This is a genomic window from Sulfurovum sp., from assembly GCF_049668085.1.
In the GTDB taxonomy this organism is placed as follows: domain Bacteria; phylum Campylobacterota; class Campylobacteria; order Campylobacterales; family Sulfurovaceae; genus Sulfurovum.
This window is the reverse complement of the sequence record NZ_JBATIY010000085.1, coordinates 31,163-46,614: the sequence shown is the minus strand read 5'-3', so window position 1 is coordinate 46,614 and position 15,452 is coordinate 31,163. Positions and strand designations below refer to the sequence as shown.

The following is a 15,452-nucleotide window of genomic DNA, read 5'->3' as shown; positions in this document are numbered from 1 at the left end:
CTTTTCCTTTTATGCCACAATTGGCATGATGATTGTAATAAAATTATCGTCCTTAACGATAAATGGTAGAGATGGTTCATTGAATTCTATAGTAAATTCATTTTTATTGGTTTGTGAGATAAAATCTAAGATGTATTTACTATTAAAAGAGAGTTCGAATTTATCACTTAAACCAGTGTTAAGTTCTATTTCTGTTTTAGCTTCTACATTATCTGCACTCAAAGAGTTGAAAATAATGGTATCTGATAAAAGTGTCATTTTTATCTCTTGTGAAATAGTAGTGATCATTTTGATTGCATCGATCATCTCTTTTTTAGGTAGGTTGATCTGATGTTTTGTCGTAGAAGGTATGATACGTTGGTAATCTGGGAATTTACCATTGATCAATCTAGTATAGAAATAATAGTTTTCATTTGAAATAATAAGATTTGTTTCATCATAAAAGATATCTATTTTATCTAAAAAGAGTTTTTGTATTTCCAAAATAGCTTTTTTAGGGACAATTAAAGAGAGTTCTTCACTATTATTACCGGGAATAGTTGCTATGGCTAATCTTCTAGTATCAGTACCAACTAGATCTGTAGCATCACTTTTTATATTGATCAAAGCACCATTGAGTTCAAATTTTGGATTATTTGTATCAATCGCTGGAGAGATTTTTTTAAGATTTTGAATAAGACTTAAAGAATCTAAAGAAATTTGTGGCTTATCTTCTATTGTTGGAAATGAAGGATAAGAGTTTGGATCAAATGTAGGAAGTTTAAATTTAGAATTTTTTTGTTTAATAATAAGAGTACTATCTAAAAGTTCTAATGTAATTTCATCATCTTTAAGTATACGAATAATATCTAGAAGTTTTTTACCATGTGCAGTAAAAGATCCTTCTGCTTCTATACCAATATTATCTGTAACAATTTTCAAACCTATTTCTGAATCAGTTGCTTTAACGATACATTTATTATCTTGTGTGGTAAATAATATATGTGAGGTTATTTGACTTGCATCTTTCTTTTCTAAAAAAGGTTGTAAATTAATGAGTATAGATTCTATAATTTGTTTTTGTGCTCTTATCTTCATTGACTCTCCTTATTTTTAATAATATTAGTACGTAGTAGTAGTATGACATGAATATGTGAAAAACTACTTTATTGCTGGTGTGACCGTTATTTAAATGGATGATTAATTATTTATAAACATTCACATTTATTCACTTTTAAAATTATATCTTTTTTTTATTCAAGTTTTCTATCATTAAAATAGTTTATAGTATGTCATTTTGCGTTTGCGTATTTACTTTATTCGACAGTTCTTCCAGAATCACTTTAAAATTTTCATCATTCTCTATGATTTCATTGATTTTTTTCATAGCATGTGAAATGGCTGTATGGTCTTTCATGCCAAAATATACGGCGATTTGTGGCATAGAATTGGGTGTAAGATTTCTTGCTAGATAAATGGCAATTCTTCTTGCATTCACTACATTTTTTGTACGTTTTTTTGATTTCATATCAGAAGGTTTGATATTGAGTTCTTTAGAAATAATTTTTACGATCTCATCAATGGTGATATTTTCTTTCTTTTCTTTCAGTTGATCTTTGATGGCATTTTGAGTAAAATCAAGGGTTATCTCTTGGTTAAGCATAGAAGAAAGTGCATTGAGCTTAATAATGGTCCCTTCTATCTCACGTATATTATCACCCATATGTGTAGCGATATAATTGACTATTTCATTATCTAGTCTGATACCATCAAGTTCACATTTTTTTTGAATGATGGCAATCTTAGTTTCTAATCCTGGAGGTTGTATATCTGCCATAAGTCCCATTTCAAAACGGGTTCTAAGTCTATCTACTAGTCCGGCAATTTTATTAGGTTGTCTGTCCGAAGTAATTACGATCTGTTTATCATTATTGTAGAGTTCATTAAAAGTATGAAAGAACTCTTCTTGGGTCTGTTCTTTTCTGCTTAGAAACTGTATATCATCTATAAGAAGAAGATCACACTCTCTAAATTTGTCTCTAAATCTATCCATGGTTTGAGAACGTAGATGTGAAGTAAAAGTGTTCATAAATTGTTCTAATGTAGTGTAGATAACTGTTTTACCCAGATCAATATGATAATTACCTATAGCTTGAAGAAGATGGGTTTTACCCAATCCTACACCACCATAAAGAAAAAGAGGATTGTATTGTTTTCCGGGTTTTTCTGCTACGGATTTTGCTGTAGTAAAGGCAAATTGGTTGGAATCTCCTACGATAAAACTTTCAAAGGTTAAAGAAGGATTCAAATAAGTACTTTTAGAGTGACTTTTTTCACTGCTTTGTTTTATAACGGGAGTTGCAGTTTGTTGATTTTGTTTTCCTACAGAGATCTCTATTTCTGGTTTTATTTCATTTTGCAGTTCAAAAAGATGCGCTAATTTAGCTGTGTATTTACTCTTGATCCATTTAGCTATGATCATATTAGGTGCATTAAAATAGACAATATTGCTTCTTGAACGTTTTGTATCATAGACAAGTTTTTTAATATATCGTTCATACTCTACTTCAGTGATCTCTTTTTTTAATTCAAAAAGTACTTTTTGTCCTATATTCATGTGTATGTTACCTTTGATATTTTTAAATGTGTGAACAAATTTTCACGTTTCTAAAGAGTTAAAATTCTTAATGTGAATAACTTATCATATTTTAGCCAATTTAAGCTAAAATAGCGTTATTAAACAGAGTTGAATAATTTTATTCACTATGTGAACAAAGGTGTGAATGAATATTTTAGGAATAGACCCCGGAAGCCGTAATTTAGGGTATTGCATCATATATTGGGATGGGAAAAACTTTTCACTTGTTGAAGCGGGATTACTCAAAATCAAAGGAAAACAGCTACAAGAGCAGATTGTAGAGCTTGTAGAGGGTATAGACGTCATTTTAAAGGCACATAAGATAGATGAAGTGGCTATTGAAGATATCTTTTTTGCCTTTAATCCTAAGTCAGTTTTAAAGCTTGCACAGTTTAGAGGAGCACTCTCACTAAAGATACTTCAAGAGGTAGGTTATTTCTATGAATACACTCCATTGCAAGTAAAAAAAGCAGTGACGGGTAATGGAAAAGCAACGAAAGAACAGGTAGCATTTATGGTTAAAAGATTGTTTGGTATCAAAAAAGAGATAAAACCCTTAGATATCACAGATGCTATGGCCATTACACTTACACATCTTCAAAGAGTGAAGATGCGCAAGAAGACGACTTAGATAGAAACCTAATTAGATAAAGGTTGAGCATTTTTCTTTACAGATATCATGCGTTTTTCGGGTATCGTAAATGTAGACTTTTTATTTCCTTCTACGGACTCTTCAATGATCTTATCGTATAGATAGATATCATTTTTAAAATAAGCTAAACCATCCTCTTCATACACTGTAAAATAAACGATATGTACAGGAATTGACTTTCTTAAGCTAATAGTTGTTGGTTTATTGCTTTCAAGTATTTCATCTATTTTAGTTTGAGAATAACGCTTTCTTGTGTGTTCAAGCAGCGTATCAACCAGATCAAAAGGTTTTTCCAGACGTACACAGCCTGAACTGTATATTTTATAACGTCGTGAAAGCAGTGATTTATTGTCTGTATCATGCAGATAAACAGCATATTTGTTAGGGAACATAAATTTAACACGACCAAGTGCATTCGTTTCACCAGGGAACTGTACAAAACGATAAGGCACACGTTTTTCACTTTTCTCATAAGGGTCTAACATCTCTTGGGTTATTTCTATCTTTTTTTTCCCTTGAAAGGCATGGATATTATTCTCTTCTAAATACATTGGGTTTTGTCTTAGAACAGGTATCAGATCACGTTTGATAAGATTATCCGGTATGGTCCATGTAGGGTTTAGTACCATATAAGTTATGGCATCGGAAAAAAGAGGTGTTGGTCTGTCTATACGCCCTACTACAATACCTTTTTTCATGATCTTTTGTTGATCTTTATAATAACGAAGATTGAAATCAGGGATATTGATCTCAATATATTCATTTTCAAATTTTTTCGGGTAGAGTTTCGTTTTATCCAAGTTGGTAATGATGGCCTGTATATTGTTTTTAACAGGTTGATTGAGATAGTAGGTGGTTGTTCTGTCAACCATTCCCGTTACTTTAATCAGATAGCGTTTTTGATAAGTGATAACGGCGTTTTTAAGCGTTTGATCGAATTTACTGTTGATAGGCGCTTTTTTCGGGTAATCTCCAGAGATCTGTAGACGTTTTTTTATCTCTTTAATGCGACTTGAACTGTCACCCATTTTTAACGATTTTTTGCTATATTTTATCTTTGGAAATTTATCCATGATACGATAGTTTTTAAGTAGTTTAACAAGCTTTTTATAGTGTCTTTCCATAGGAAGAAGAGAAGTTAAATACTCATAGATATCACCATCTTCTATGGCAGATATAAGCTCATTTTGATTTGGAAATGCTTTCAATGACATTTCCCAACGGGCCGTAATATCGTCACTGTGCGCGAGTGTCTCTAGTTTCTCCTGAACCATATTCCAATCTACATCACCTTGGACAATGAAGCGTACCAAACGTACCATGGAACTGGTAAGTACAAGATCGAGTTTTGCATAGGCAGCAGCTTGTTTTCTTCGACTGATCTCCCCATTATCAAGCTGATAAAAGAGGAGTTTAATAGATTTTTGATCAAATGATCTATTTTTGTAGTTAAAAAGAGGATCATTAAGTGCTTGTATCAGTTGACTGGTTTTTGTTGTGTTCTTAGTGCCTATCCATAAAGGCTTATTACCCGTCTTGGCATAAATATTTTGTATGATAGGTTTGTTTTGGCCTTTGATACGTGTTTGGAGACCTTTTTGGATATGCGCAGAGATATTCTCCATGGAAAGAGTCTCTGCATGGAGATTGATCTGTAACAATCCGATAAATAGTAGTAGTGTTAAGCGTCGCAAAAAATTCCCCTAATCTATTTTATGGGTATTATATCTAATTTAAATTATTGAAAATTACTTATATTTTTTATCGATAAGTTTTAAATATTTAACTGGGGTCACTTCTTTCATCTCCTCAGCTAACCACTGTATCTGGAACCATGCTGCACCAGAATCTCTAAGGTCAAAATAGTTTTTAAGACTTCTGATGTTAAATGTAACCACCATATCTACTTTCCAGTTGTCTGAGACAATGTGTTTAAATCCATCCCCTACATTTCTCTTTTTCTTTCCATTTTCCAATGCACTATAGAGTGTGTCTGCATTACCCTTGTGCTCTTCTAAAAATGGAATAGATGATTTAGCTACTGCAGCGTTTATAAAGTCATCATTTTTTTGATATTGAAAGTATAACTTATCATAGATAGCTCTGATCTCTATAGCCAAATACGCTTCATCTGTAACAACAAAGAGATTTAAATTAAGAAGTGTCTTTAAAAAGAATGGGTAACCATCTTCATTTTCAAGTGATGCTATAAAAGCGTTGATCACAGATGACATAGTATATCGTGTACTTCTTACAGAAATAGCTTGAAGTCTATGTCTTGCATGTTCTTGAAGTACTCCTCGTGAAGTACCCTGAATCAAAAAACTTAGAGTAGCATGTTCGATGATGGAGTGATGGTGATGGACCCATGCAAGGTTTGAAAGTAGATCCGAATCATCGATATCATTGATCGCATCGGTATCTAGATTATTCATGGCATTTTTAACACAGGCATTCTCACTGTTCTCAAAACTGTCATAACATGTTCTTGCAGCAATTTCTGCAACACCCAGTCCAGATTGTTGTAAAAGTGTAACTTTAGGTTTTTCATACTCTATGTGATACATTTCCATTTTTTCCATATGCACACTCCATCATAATTTTAGATACAATTATATCACTATAAATTTAGAGCAATATAAGGATTAGACCGTGAAGGCAGATGAACGATTTTTTAGTTTTGAAAAAGATTTTAGGGACCCTTATGCAAGAGACAGAGACAGAGTACTTCATTGTAGTTCTTTTAGACGGCTGGAGTATAAGACGCAGGTTTTTTTAAATCATGAAGGCGATTACTTCCGTACACGATTGACCCATTCACTTGAAGTGAGCCAGATAGGACGAACACTTTCACGTATGTTAAAGCTTAATGAAACCCTTGCAGAAGTGATTGCATTGTCACATGATCTGGGACATACGCCGTTTGGACATGTAGGCGGAGATGAGTTAGATAAACTTCTTAAAGCGGATGGCAGACCTTTGGGTTTTGAACATAATTTTCAATCTTTTAGGGTATTGACCAAATTGGAAAAACGTTATAAAGCATTTGATGGGCTTAACCTTACTTTTGCTACGCTTGAAGGGGTGCTTAAACATTCCTATCCCTATCAAAAACCTTTTTTAGAAGGTTTAGATCCTCGTTTTGCTTTAGACAAACATCCTTCACTTGAAGCGATGGTGGTAGACCATGCAGATGAGATCGCCTATACCTCACACGATATAGATGACGGTATCAAATACGGTCTCATAACGTTTGATGACCTCTTAAAAGATGAATTGTGTTTGAGAGTCGATGAAGTGGTACAAAATGAAGGTATTAAAAGAGATGAAAAACTTTATAGACATCGTTTTGTAGCAGGACTTATTAAACTGCTTGTAGAAGATTTCATTGATCATTCAAGAGAAGGTGCAAAAAAGTACCGTCAGGAGATGCCTATCTGTGTGACTATGGATGCTCAGGAAAAATTACCAGTAGGATTTTCGAAAGAGACAGCAACACAGCTTAAAAAACTCAAAAAGCTTTTACTTCAGAAACTTTATAGACATCAAAAGATCGTACGTAAAATGCACGCAGGGAAACAGTGTATCATAGGTTTATATACAGCATTCAGAGAAGATGAAAATTTACTTCCTCCTTATCAAAAAGCGCTTTTTGATATACGTACGAAAGAACGTGTTATTGCAGATTACATCGCAGCTATGACAGACCGATATGCGATGAAAACCTATCATGAAATGTATGGGTTTTCACTATAAAAACAACATTAAGTATACATCGTGTATGACGGTGTGTACATAGACTTTCTCATACTTATTCAGTATATCTTTATCTACAATTTCACATAAAAATCTCTTATATAATATATTTTGGGTATAATTCGCGAAAATTACATAGGGCAAGCAGCCTTATTTTAGGACATTTTATGCAAAAGATTAAAAACATTGCGGTTATCGCTCACGTTGACCACGGTAAAACAACATTGGTAGATGAACTTCTTCAACAGTCTGGTACATTTGCTGCCCATGCAGAAGTACAAGAAAGAGCAATGGATAGTGATGCTATTGAAAAAGAAAGAGGGATCACGATCCTTTCTAAAAATACAGCAATTGTATATGGTGATCACAAGATCAACATTATCGATACTCCGGGTCACGCCGATTTTGGTGGTGAAGTTGAGCGTGTTCTTAAAATGGTAGATGGTGTACTTCTTTTGGTAGATGCACAAGAAGGTGTTATGCCTCAAACTAAATTTGTTTTGAAAAAAGCGATTGCACTTGGTCTCATCCCTGTTGTTGTTATAAACAAGATCGATAAAGATGGTTCAGATCCGGATAGAGTAATGGACGAAGTATTTGACCTTTTAGTGGCGCTTGATGCAAACGAAGAGCAACTTGAATTCCCAGTACTTTACGCGGCAGCCAGAGATGGTTATGCTAAATGGGAAATGGAAGATGAAAACAAAGATATGACGCCACTTTTCGAAGCAATTTTAACGAAAGTTCCATATCCACAGGGTTCACCAGATGATGATACACAAGCACAGGTATTTACACTTGACTCTGACAACTTTGTTGGCCGTATCGGTATTACTCGTATCTTTAACGGTAAAGTGAAAAAAGGTGATGAGTATCTTCTTGTAAAAGCATGTGGGGCTAAATCAAAAAGCCGCATCTCTAAACTTATCGGGTTTAAAGGACTTGAGCGTATTGAGATCCAGGAAGCTGAAGCGGGAGACATCGTAGCTATCGCCGGATTTAATGACATTGATGTAGGTGATTCTGTGTGTGATCCAGTGAATCCAGTTGCATTGGACCCTATGCATGTTGAAGAGCCTACACTTTCAGTTATCATGTCTGTTAACAACGGACCTTTGGCTGGACAAGAAGGTAAACACGTTACTTCTAACAAGATCAAAGAAAGACTTGAAAAAGAGATGGAAACGAACATCGCTATGCGTATGGAACCTCAAGGTGATGCATCGTTTAAGGTATCGGGACGTGGTGAGCTTCAGATCGGTATTTTGGCAGAGAACATGAGAAGAGAAGGATTTGAATTCCTTCTTGCACGTCCGGAAGTTGTTGTGAAAGAAGAAGACGGTGTGAAAATGGAGCCATTTGAGCACCTCGTTGTAGATGTTCCTGAAGAATTCCAGGGTGTTGCCATCGAAAAACTAGGAAAAAGAAAAGCAAACATGACTTCACTTAATCCTATGCCAGACGGTACAGTAAGACTTGAATTTGAGATCCCTGCTCGTGGACTTATCGGGTTTAGAAATGAATTCTTGACTGACACCAAAGGTGAAGGTATCATGAACCACTCTTACTTAGAGTACAGACCATACTCAGGTACAGTTGAAAGCAGAACTGCAGGTGCACTTGTTTCTATGGATAACGGTGAAGCAGTAGCCTTTTCTATCTTCAACCTTCAGTCAAGAGGTGTAATGTTCATTAACCCGCAAGATAAAGTATACGCAGGTATGGTTATCGGTGAGTCTGCACGTCCAGGAGACTTGGATGTGAACCCGCTTAAAGGAAAACAGCTTACAAACATGAGAACATCTGGTGCAGATGATGCGATCAAACTAGTGACGCCAAGACCTGTGACACTAGAGTCGGCAATGGAGTGGATCGAAGACGATGAGCTTATCGAGATCACACCTATTTCTGTAAGAATTCGTAAAAAATCACTTGATGCGAATGAAAGAAAAAGAGCAGCAAGAGATAAAAAGAACGCAAAATAGTTCTTTTATTTCACTGCATCTTCGACTGAACGGCTTCGTTTCGTTCAGTCACATACTTTACGTATGCTCCCTCTCTACACTTACACCATTCAACCAAATCTACAGCAAACTAAAAGAACTATTATTTTTATTTATGACATTTCTAATAGTTTATGAATTAGTCCCTGCGCGCAAGCCACTTACCCAAGCAAAGTGAAAATTAAACCCTCCTCTGTCTCCATCGACATCGAGTATTTCTCCTGCAAAGTAAAGATCAGGTACAAGTTTTGATTCCATCGTTTGTGGGTTCACTTCAGTGGTGTTGATGCCACCTGTGGCTACTTCTGCTCCCTTGAAACCTTTGGTGTCATTGATGCTCAGTTTAAGGTTTTTAATGGCGTAGACGAGTTTCCCTACCTCTTTTCTGTTTAGTTCGCTCTCTAGCTTGGCTTTACATTTTGATTGTTCAAGGATGATGTGAATAAGTTTTTTGTTCAGTACGCCTTGTAGCCATGTCGTTAGAGGTTTATTGCTTCCCTCGTTTAAACGATTCAAGAGTAAATTGGTAAGTTTTTCTTTGCTGAGTTCTGGAATGAGGTCCAGATTGAGTTCACAATAGTCATAGTTTGCCAATCGCGTACTGACTTCACGGCTTAGATCTAAAATGGCCAGACCGCTGATGCCGTAGTTCGTGAAAAGCAGGTCACCTTTCTTTTCTGTGATCTGCTCACCGTTGGCATAAAGTTGTGCTATCCCCGCTACTTTTACGCCTGCACACGCTTTGACCCATTTCTCTTCTGAGCAGAGCTGCACAAGTGAAGGGTGGCGTGGTATAAGAGTGTGTCCCATTTTACTAGCAAACGCATATCCGGAGTTGGAACCTCCAAGTTGAGGTGCTGCAGGTGAACCGGAAGCCAAGAGAAGTTTTTTACAACGCTTCGTTCCTTGAGAAGTTTCTACAGTAAAAGTATCAGCTTCTTTGTTTAAATATGTGACTGTGCAGTCACAGAGTATCTCTACCCCCACTTTTTTAGCTTCATACTCTAAAAGCTCAACAACAGAACTAGCTTGCAAAGACATAGGAAACATCTTCCCTTCTTTACCTTCGATGAGTTCAAGTCCTATCGATGTGAAAAACTTTTCTACTACTTCAAAGCCATAATCCTCTAAGACTGCTGCTATAAATGCAGGATTTTGTGAATGAAAACGATTGAGATTGATATACTTGTTGTCTATGTTACATTGTCCATTGCCCGAGACCAAGATCTTTTTACCTATCTTGTTGTTCTGCTCAAGTAACATCACTTTATGCCCTGCTCTTGCAGCAGTAATGGAAGCGATGAGACCTGCCGCTCCCGCACCTATAACGATCATATCAACCATTTTCATCCTTTGTAGGGTGATTATAACCTATAATCTGTTATAACATCAAAAACACTTAAGGATAACCATGTCAGCATTAGTAGAATTTTCGATGTTCCCCACAGAGAAAACCCAGAGTAAAAGTGCCTTTGTCGCAAGAGTATTAGATATCGTAGATAAAAGTGGTTTAGCATATCAGTTAACACCAATGGGGACTATCATTGAAGGTGAAACCGTAGAAGAGGTTTTATCAGTCATTAACAAAGCCTATGAGGATCTCCAAGTAGATTGTGGTCGTGTCTATAGTTCCATTAAGATTGATTGGCGTGATGGTCCAGTTGGTAGATTGGGCAACAAAGTAGGTTCAGTTGAAGAGAAGCTGGGAAGGAAGTTAAACAGCTAAAATTAGATATAATACGCCCACTTTCTAATAAGGATTTTTAAATGTGTGCTGAAAAGATACAACGTTTAATACAGGCTAGTCTACTGGGATTTGTGATGGGTTTAGCGGGTTCTGGAATGTATGCGGCTGCATTTATTTTACAATTTGCCATGATGGTAATGCTTGTTCTCGCAGGATTGACAGGTTTTTGTCCCGGGCTTATTATGCTTAAAAAGATTTTCCCTGCGTGCAAATGTGAAGAAACGAATGAAAAGGATAACAATTAATGTCAAATATATCATATAAAGATGCCGGCGTAGATATCGATGCGGGTAATGAGTTTGTAGAAGCGATCAAAAGTGATGTAAAATCTACTTTCGATAAAAATGTTATCGGTGGTATCGGTTCATTTGCAGGTGCATATGCACTACCAACAGGCTATAAAGAACCAGTCATCCTTTCAGCTACTGATGGTGTAGGAACAAAGCTTCGTATTGCTATAGATAGCGGTAAGCTTGACACAGTAGGTATCGATCTTGTGGCAATGTGTGTAAATGATCTTATCTGTAATAATGGTACACCGATGTTCTTCTTGGACTACTATGCAACAGGCAAATTACTTCCAGAAAATGCAAAAGATGTGGTTGCCGGTATCGCAGAGGGTTGCCGTCGTTCTGAATGTGCACTCGTAGGTGGAGAAACAGCTGAGATGCCAGGTATGTATTCGGATGATGACTTTGACCTTGCAGGATTTGCTGTAGGTATTGCAGAGCGTTCAGAGATGGATACTGTGGCTAATGTGAAAGAGGGTCAGATCCTCATCGCAATGCCAAGCTCTGGTGTACATTCAAATGGATATTCACTCGTAAGAAAACTTTTCTTTGACAAGTTGGGCATGAGCCTTGAGACTGAGTTTGAAGGTAAACCGCTTGTAGAGACTTTACTTGAACCGACACGTATCTACGTGAAAGAGTATAAAGCCAATAAACAGTATGTAAAAGCTTTAGCCCATATCACGGGTGGGGGAATCGTAGAAAACCTTCCCAGAGTCCTTCCAGAGGGTATGAGAGCCATTGTAAACAAGGATAGCATCAGAGTATTGCCGATCTTTGAATTTATGAGCCAATATGTTGAAGAAGAAGAGATGTATAGAGCCTTTAATATGGGTGTAGGTATGGTATGGGTTGTAGAACCTGAAAATGTAGATGCAGTACTTACAAATACAGATGGTTATGTCATCGGTGCACTTGCACATGGTGAAAAGGGTGTAGAGATGGTTTAATCCATCCTCTTCACATTTCAAACAGAAGAGATGTGATTTACATCTCTTCTACTCCTTGGGGTCACATACCCCTTTTCGTATACACTCTCTATCCAACTCTCCACTTTTCCATTTTGAAAGATATGACTTTAGGTTCTTTTGAACGACGCCTTGGAGGATATAGAGTCCTATGAGGTTTGGCAGGGCCATTGCCAGGATAAGCAGGTCAGAAAACTCTAACAGTGTAGAAGCACTGGTAATCGATGCCATGACCGTAAAGGATACAAAGATCAGTTTGTACAGTAATGTATATTTTTCACCAAACAGATAGGTCCAAGAACGCTCTCCATAATAAGACCATGAGATCATCGTGGAAAATGCAAAAAGGACGATGGAAAATGACAAGATAATAGGGAACCATGAAATAACGGTTCCATAGGCTGCCGCAGTAAGTGCAGCACCTTGTTTGGTAGCAACAAGGTTGGCGAACTCACCACTAGGATTGTAGACACCAGTGGTGACGATCACAAGTGCTGTCATACTACAGATCACGATCGTATCTATAAATGGCTCATAAAGAGCAACCATCCCCTGTCTGACAGGGTATTTTACCGAGGCAGTAGAGTGTACGATAGCAGCAGATCCTATTCCTGCCTCACTTGAGAATGCAGCACGCTTAAATCCTTGCACAAGTACTCCTATCATACCACCAGCAGCCGCAGTAGGGGCAAAGGCTTCATAAAAGATGGTTGAGATGGCACTAGGGACTGCTGAAGCATTTGTGATGAGTATCCATAGGGATGCAAGCAGGTAGATAAATACCATAGCTGGAACGATCTTTTCTGCAGTACTGGCAATACGTTTAATGCCTCCTATGATGACAAATCCTACGATCGTTGCCATAATGAGACCAAATACAATTGGATAGGATGCAAAGAAAGGAATACGTTCAGTAAGTGCACCTAGAGCCTGTGAGGTCTGGAAGGCATTACCTGCACCCAGAGATCCCCCGATGGCAAGTACTGCGAACATGGCAGCGAGTACTTTTCCCAATTTCACATGTCCTTTAGAGGCAAGTCCTTTTGAAAGGTACTGCATCGCTCCACCCATGATCCGTCCATCAGGTCTTTTCTCTCGATAGATCTGTGCGAGTGTAACTTCTGTAAATTTGAGTGTCATACCAAAGAATCCTGCCAGTATCATCCAGAATGTAGCTCCAGGACCTCCTATAGCAATGGCAATAGCAACCCCTGCGATATTTCCAAGTCCAACGGTGGCAGAGAGTGCAGTGGTTAAAGATTGGAAAGGAGTGATCTCTCCTACATCATCAGCAGTTTTGTATTTACCGGTGATGATCTTAAAGGCATGGGAAAACATACGTATATTAATAAAACCAAAACGGAAAGTAAGAACAACCCCTCCCACGATAAGCCATGCAACAATGAAAGGCATACTTCCACCCTCTACGCTACCAAAAAAGACATCAAAGAAAAAGAGATTGCCCAAGAGACTATTGATCTGTTCAAATATACTGTTCATATGTTACCCTGCCATGTAGATGGATTTATTATACTCATTCACACCTAAAGTACCTCTAATATAGGGATTAAAAGTATATTTTTTCATTTTTTTCCAAAATCTATTGACAAATGGAAACCTTTTGACTATAATTGCGTTCCTTTTTATAAGGTAACGGAGTGTAGCGCAGTCTGGTAGCGCACCTGGTTTGGGACCAGGGGGTCGAAGGTTCGAGTCCTTTCACTCCGACCATTTAGGTATTTAACATTATAATAATAAGTCAACATTTAATTGTGGTAGGCGTAGTTCAGTTGGTAGAGCGCCAGTTTGTGGTACTGGTTGTCGCGGGTTCGAGTCCCGTCGCCTACCCCATATTAGTAATTAATCGGGTAACCACCCAATATGAAGAAGCGCTTGTGGCTCAATTGGATAGAGCATCAGACTTCGGATCTGAGGGTTAGAGGTTCGAGTCCTCTCAGGCGTACCATTAATATCAGTTTTGTTATTTATTATTATTTTTTGTGCACTCATAGCTCAGCTGGATAGAGCATCGCCCTTCTAAGGCGAGGGTCTTAGGTTCGAATCCTAATGGGTGTACCACTTACTTTTTATTGTTTTGTAAAACAATCACATGCGGATGTGGTGAAATTGGTATACACGCCAGACTTAGGATCTGGTGCTTTACGGCGTGGAGGTTCGAGTCCTCTCATCCGCACCATCTACAAAAAACTTCATTAACTTAAACATTAAAATTTATTGTATAATTTCATATTAACTCTATAACGAGGATGTCATTATGGATAAAAGTCTATTTATTTTTATACTTATAGGTGTAGGATTTCTTTATTTTATTACGAATTTCGTGGGTGATATCCAGGAAGATGAAAAGTTTCAAAATGAGGAATATAAGCAAAAGCATCAGTATGATCAGTATCAAAGCGTTGACAGTATAGGTCGGGATATACTCGATATGACGGGTGCACCTCTAAGTACACAGATTCAAGCATGGAATAACTCTGCCTTAAAAACAGAATTCTTAGAACTTTTCCCTGATTTTTCTGATATGAAAATGTTTATAAACGAGAGGGTTAGGGGAGATCTTTTAACAGCTAAGCTTACGGCTTCTGTTGATACGGTTGAAAGTAAATACTTCTCTGGTGCAATGAATGCAGAACAAGCCAAGCGAGAGCTTAGCTTGTTGAAGTAAGAGAGTTTAACGGCAAGGGTCAGTCATTCTATTGCTATCTGCATAGAGATAGACTTCTACACGTCTGTTAAGTGCTCTATTCTTAGCAGAATCATTCGGTACGATGGCTTTATTGTACGAACATCCTTTTGTGAAGGGTTTTCCATTTACAGCAAGTAAATTGGCTACAGTACCTGCACGTTTTTGAGAAAGTCCTAGATTATAATCGTAACTTCCTACATTATCTGTAAATCCAGCAACACCTACAACCGTCTGAGGATAATTAGCTAACAATTGGCCTACTTTTTGTACTTTTGTTCTCGCATTTGCTTGCAGTTTAGATGAACCTGTTGCAAACATCATACGATCTCTAAACATGATTTTTACATAACTATTGGTTTTAGATACAACGATGTCATTGTTAGGATTCAGTGCAGCAAGTGGATCATTGTTGACACCAGTACCTAGTGCTTGTGCAATTTCATTTGCTTGTTGGTCCATATTATACCCTATAGCTCCTCCTAGCGCAGCACCTATAAGACCACCAATGATGGCACTTTTTGCATCATGGCTGCCTGTGTTGTATCCTATCATTGATCCTGCAAGGGCACCTGTAGCTGCACCTGTTTTGGTACGATTATAACTTTCATCCTGAACAAGTCCAGGTTGATAGTAACATCCCCCAAGCATAAAAGCTGCTACAGTAGCAGTAAGTATCGTTTTGGTTAATTTCATTTTATCTCCTTTTTATCTA

The 15,452-nt window shown here is 37.3% G+C and carries 14 protein-coding genes and 5 tRNA genes; 12 read left to right on the top strand and 7 right to left on the bottom strand.

Annotation, left to right across the window (positions count from 1 at the left end; genetic code table 11):
• Window positions 1-9: 9 nt before the first annotated feature.
• Window positions 10-1,077, bottom strand: a complete 1,068-nt coding sequence (gene dnaN, locus WBM70_RS05555; protein WP_424557517.1) for a DNA polymerase III subunit beta — start codon at window positions 1,075-1,077, stop codon at window positions 10-12.
• A gap of 184 nt (window positions 1,078-1,261) precedes the next feature.
• The gene (gene dnaA, locus WBM70_RS05550) at window positions 1,262-2,596 is read right to left on the bottom strand and encodes a chromosomal replication initiator protein DnaA (protein WP_424557516.1); all 1,335 of its coding nucleotides are present in this window, start codon (window positions 2,594-2,596) and stop codon (window positions 1,262-1,264) included.
• A 166-nt stretch (window positions 2,597-2,762) separates the two neighbouring features.
• Here dnaA and ruvC point away from each other — a divergent pair, with 166 nt between their 5' ends.
• Window positions 2,763-3,248 (top strand): crossover junction endodeoxyribonuclease RuvC, encoded by a 486-nt coding sequence (ruvC, locus tag WBM70_RS05545; RefSeq protein ID WP_424557515.1) that lies wholly within the window; start codon window positions 2,763-2,765, stop codon window positions 3,246-3,248.
• An 8-nt stretch (window positions 3,249-3,256) separates the two neighbouring features.
• Here the strand turns inward: ruvC and WBM70_RS05540 are convergent, their stop codons facing one another.
• Together WBM70_RS05540 and WBM70_RS05535 are read right to left on the bottom strand one after the other, a co-directional pair.
• The gene (locus tag WBM70_RS05540; RefSeq protein ID WP_424557514.1) at window positions 3,257-4,963 is read right to left on the bottom strand and encodes a L,D-transpeptidase family protein; all 1,707 of its coding nucleotides are present in this window, start codon (window positions 4,961-4,963) and stop codon (window positions 3,257-3,259) included.
• Between the two features lie 54 nt (window positions 4,964-5,017).
• Window positions 5,018-5,851: an FAD-dependent thymidylate synthase gene (locus WBM70_RS05535; protein ID WP_424557513.1), complete on the bottom strand. Its 834-nt coding sequence runs from the start codon at window positions 5,849-5,851 to the stop codon at window positions 5,018-5,020.
• A gap of 70 nt (window positions 5,852-5,921) precedes the next feature.
• Here WBM70_RS05535 and WBM70_RS05530 point away from each other — a divergent pair, with 70 nt between their 5' ends.
• Together WBM70_RS05530 and typA are read left to right on the top strand one after the other, a co-directional pair.
• Window positions 5,922-7,025, top strand: a complete 1,104-nt coding sequence (locus tag WBM70_RS05530) for a deoxyguanosinetriphosphate triphosphohydrolase (RefSeq protein ID WP_424557512.1) — start codon at window positions 5,922-5,924, stop codon at window positions 7,023-7,025.
• 167 nt (window positions 7,026-7,192) lie between these two features.
• A complete protein-coding gene (gene typA / locus WBM70_RS05525; RefSeq protein WP_424557511.1) occupies window positions 7,193-9,010 on the top strand; it encodes a translational GTPase TypA in 1,818 nt (605 codons plus the stop codon).
• A gap of 150 nt (window positions 9,011-9,160) precedes the next feature.
• On the opposite strand, the gene WBM70_RS05520 is transcribed toward typA, so the two are convergent.
• The gene (locus tag WBM70_RS05520; protein WP_424557510.1) at window positions 9,161-10,372 is read right to left on the bottom strand and encodes an NAD(P)/FAD-dependent oxidoreductase; all 1,212 of its coding nucleotides are present in this window, start codon (window positions 10,370-10,372) and stop codon (window positions 9,161-9,163) included.
• Between the two features lie 67 nt (window positions 10,373-10,439).
• Between WBM70_RS05520 and WBM70_RS05515 the strand changes: the two genes are divergently transcribed.
• Genes WBM70_RS05515 through purM form a run of 3 tightly spaced genes read left to right on the top strand, consistent with a single transcriptional unit; the run spans window position 10,440 to window position 12,015 of the window.
• A complete protein-coding gene (locus tag WBM70_RS05515; protein WP_424557509.1) occupies window positions 10,440-10,754 on the top strand; it encodes an MTH1187 family thiamine-binding protein in 315 nt (104 codons plus the stop codon).
• Between the two features lie 41 nt (window positions 10,755-10,795).
• Window positions 10,796-11,020, top strand: coding sequence for a hypothetical protein (locus WBM70_RS05510; RefSeq protein ID WP_424557508.1), 225 nt, complete (start codon window positions 10,796-10,798; stop codon window positions 11,018-11,020).
• Window positions 11,020-12,015, top strand: coding sequence for a phosphoribosylformylglycinamidine cyclo-ligase (purM, locus tag WBM70_RS05505; RefSeq protein WP_424557507.1), 996 nt, complete (start codon window positions 11,020-11,022; stop codon window positions 12,013-12,015). The genes WBM70_RS05510 and purM overlap by 1 nt, the downstream gene beginning before the upstream one ends.
• A 48-nt stretch (window positions 12,016-12,063) precedes the next feature.
• Here the strand turns inward: purM and WBM70_RS05500 are convergent, their stop codons facing one another.
• A complete protein-coding gene (locus WBM70_RS05500; RefSeq protein ID WP_424557506.1) occupies window positions 12,064-13,533 on the bottom strand; it encodes an alanine/glycine:cation symporter family protein in 1,470 nt (489 codons plus the stop codon).
• Between the two features lie 154 nt (window positions 13,534-13,687).
• Between WBM70_RS05500 and WBM70_RS05495 the strand changes: the two genes are divergently transcribed.
• From WBM70_RS05495 to WBM70_RS05470, 6 genes are all read left to right on the top strand, one after another.
• Window positions 13,688-13,764: transfer RNA gene (locus tag WBM70_RS05495), tRNA-Pro, on the top strand.
• Between the two features lie 44 nt (window positions 13,765-13,808).
• Window positions 13,809-13,884 (top strand) — tRNA-His (locus WBM70_RS05490).
• A gap of 38 nt (window positions 13,885-13,922) precedes the next feature.
• Window positions 13,923-13,999 (top strand) — tRNA-Arg (locus WBM70_RS05485).
• 36 nt (window positions 14,000-14,035) lie between these two features.
• Window positions 14,036-14,112, top strand: a tRNA-Arg gene (locus WBM70_RS05480).
• A 33-nt stretch (window positions 14,113-14,145) separates the two neighbouring features.
• Window positions 14,146-14,230 (top strand) — tRNA-Leu (locus WBM70_RS05475).
• Between the two features lie 78 nt (window positions 14,231-14,308).
• Window positions 14,309-14,719 (top strand): hypothetical protein, encoded by a 411-nt coding sequence (locus WBM70_RS05470; protein ID WP_424557505.1) that lies wholly within the window; start codon window positions 14,309-14,311, stop codon window positions 14,717-14,719.
• Window positions 14,720-14,725: 6 nt separating this feature from the next.
• On the opposite strand, the gene WBM70_RS05465 is transcribed toward WBM70_RS05470, so the two are convergent.
• Entirely contained in the window at window positions 14,726-15,433 is a 708-nt protein-coding gene (locus WBM70_RS05465) for an OmpA family protein (protein WP_424557504.1), read from the bottom strand.
• Window positions 15,434-15,452 lie beyond the last annotated feature (19 nt).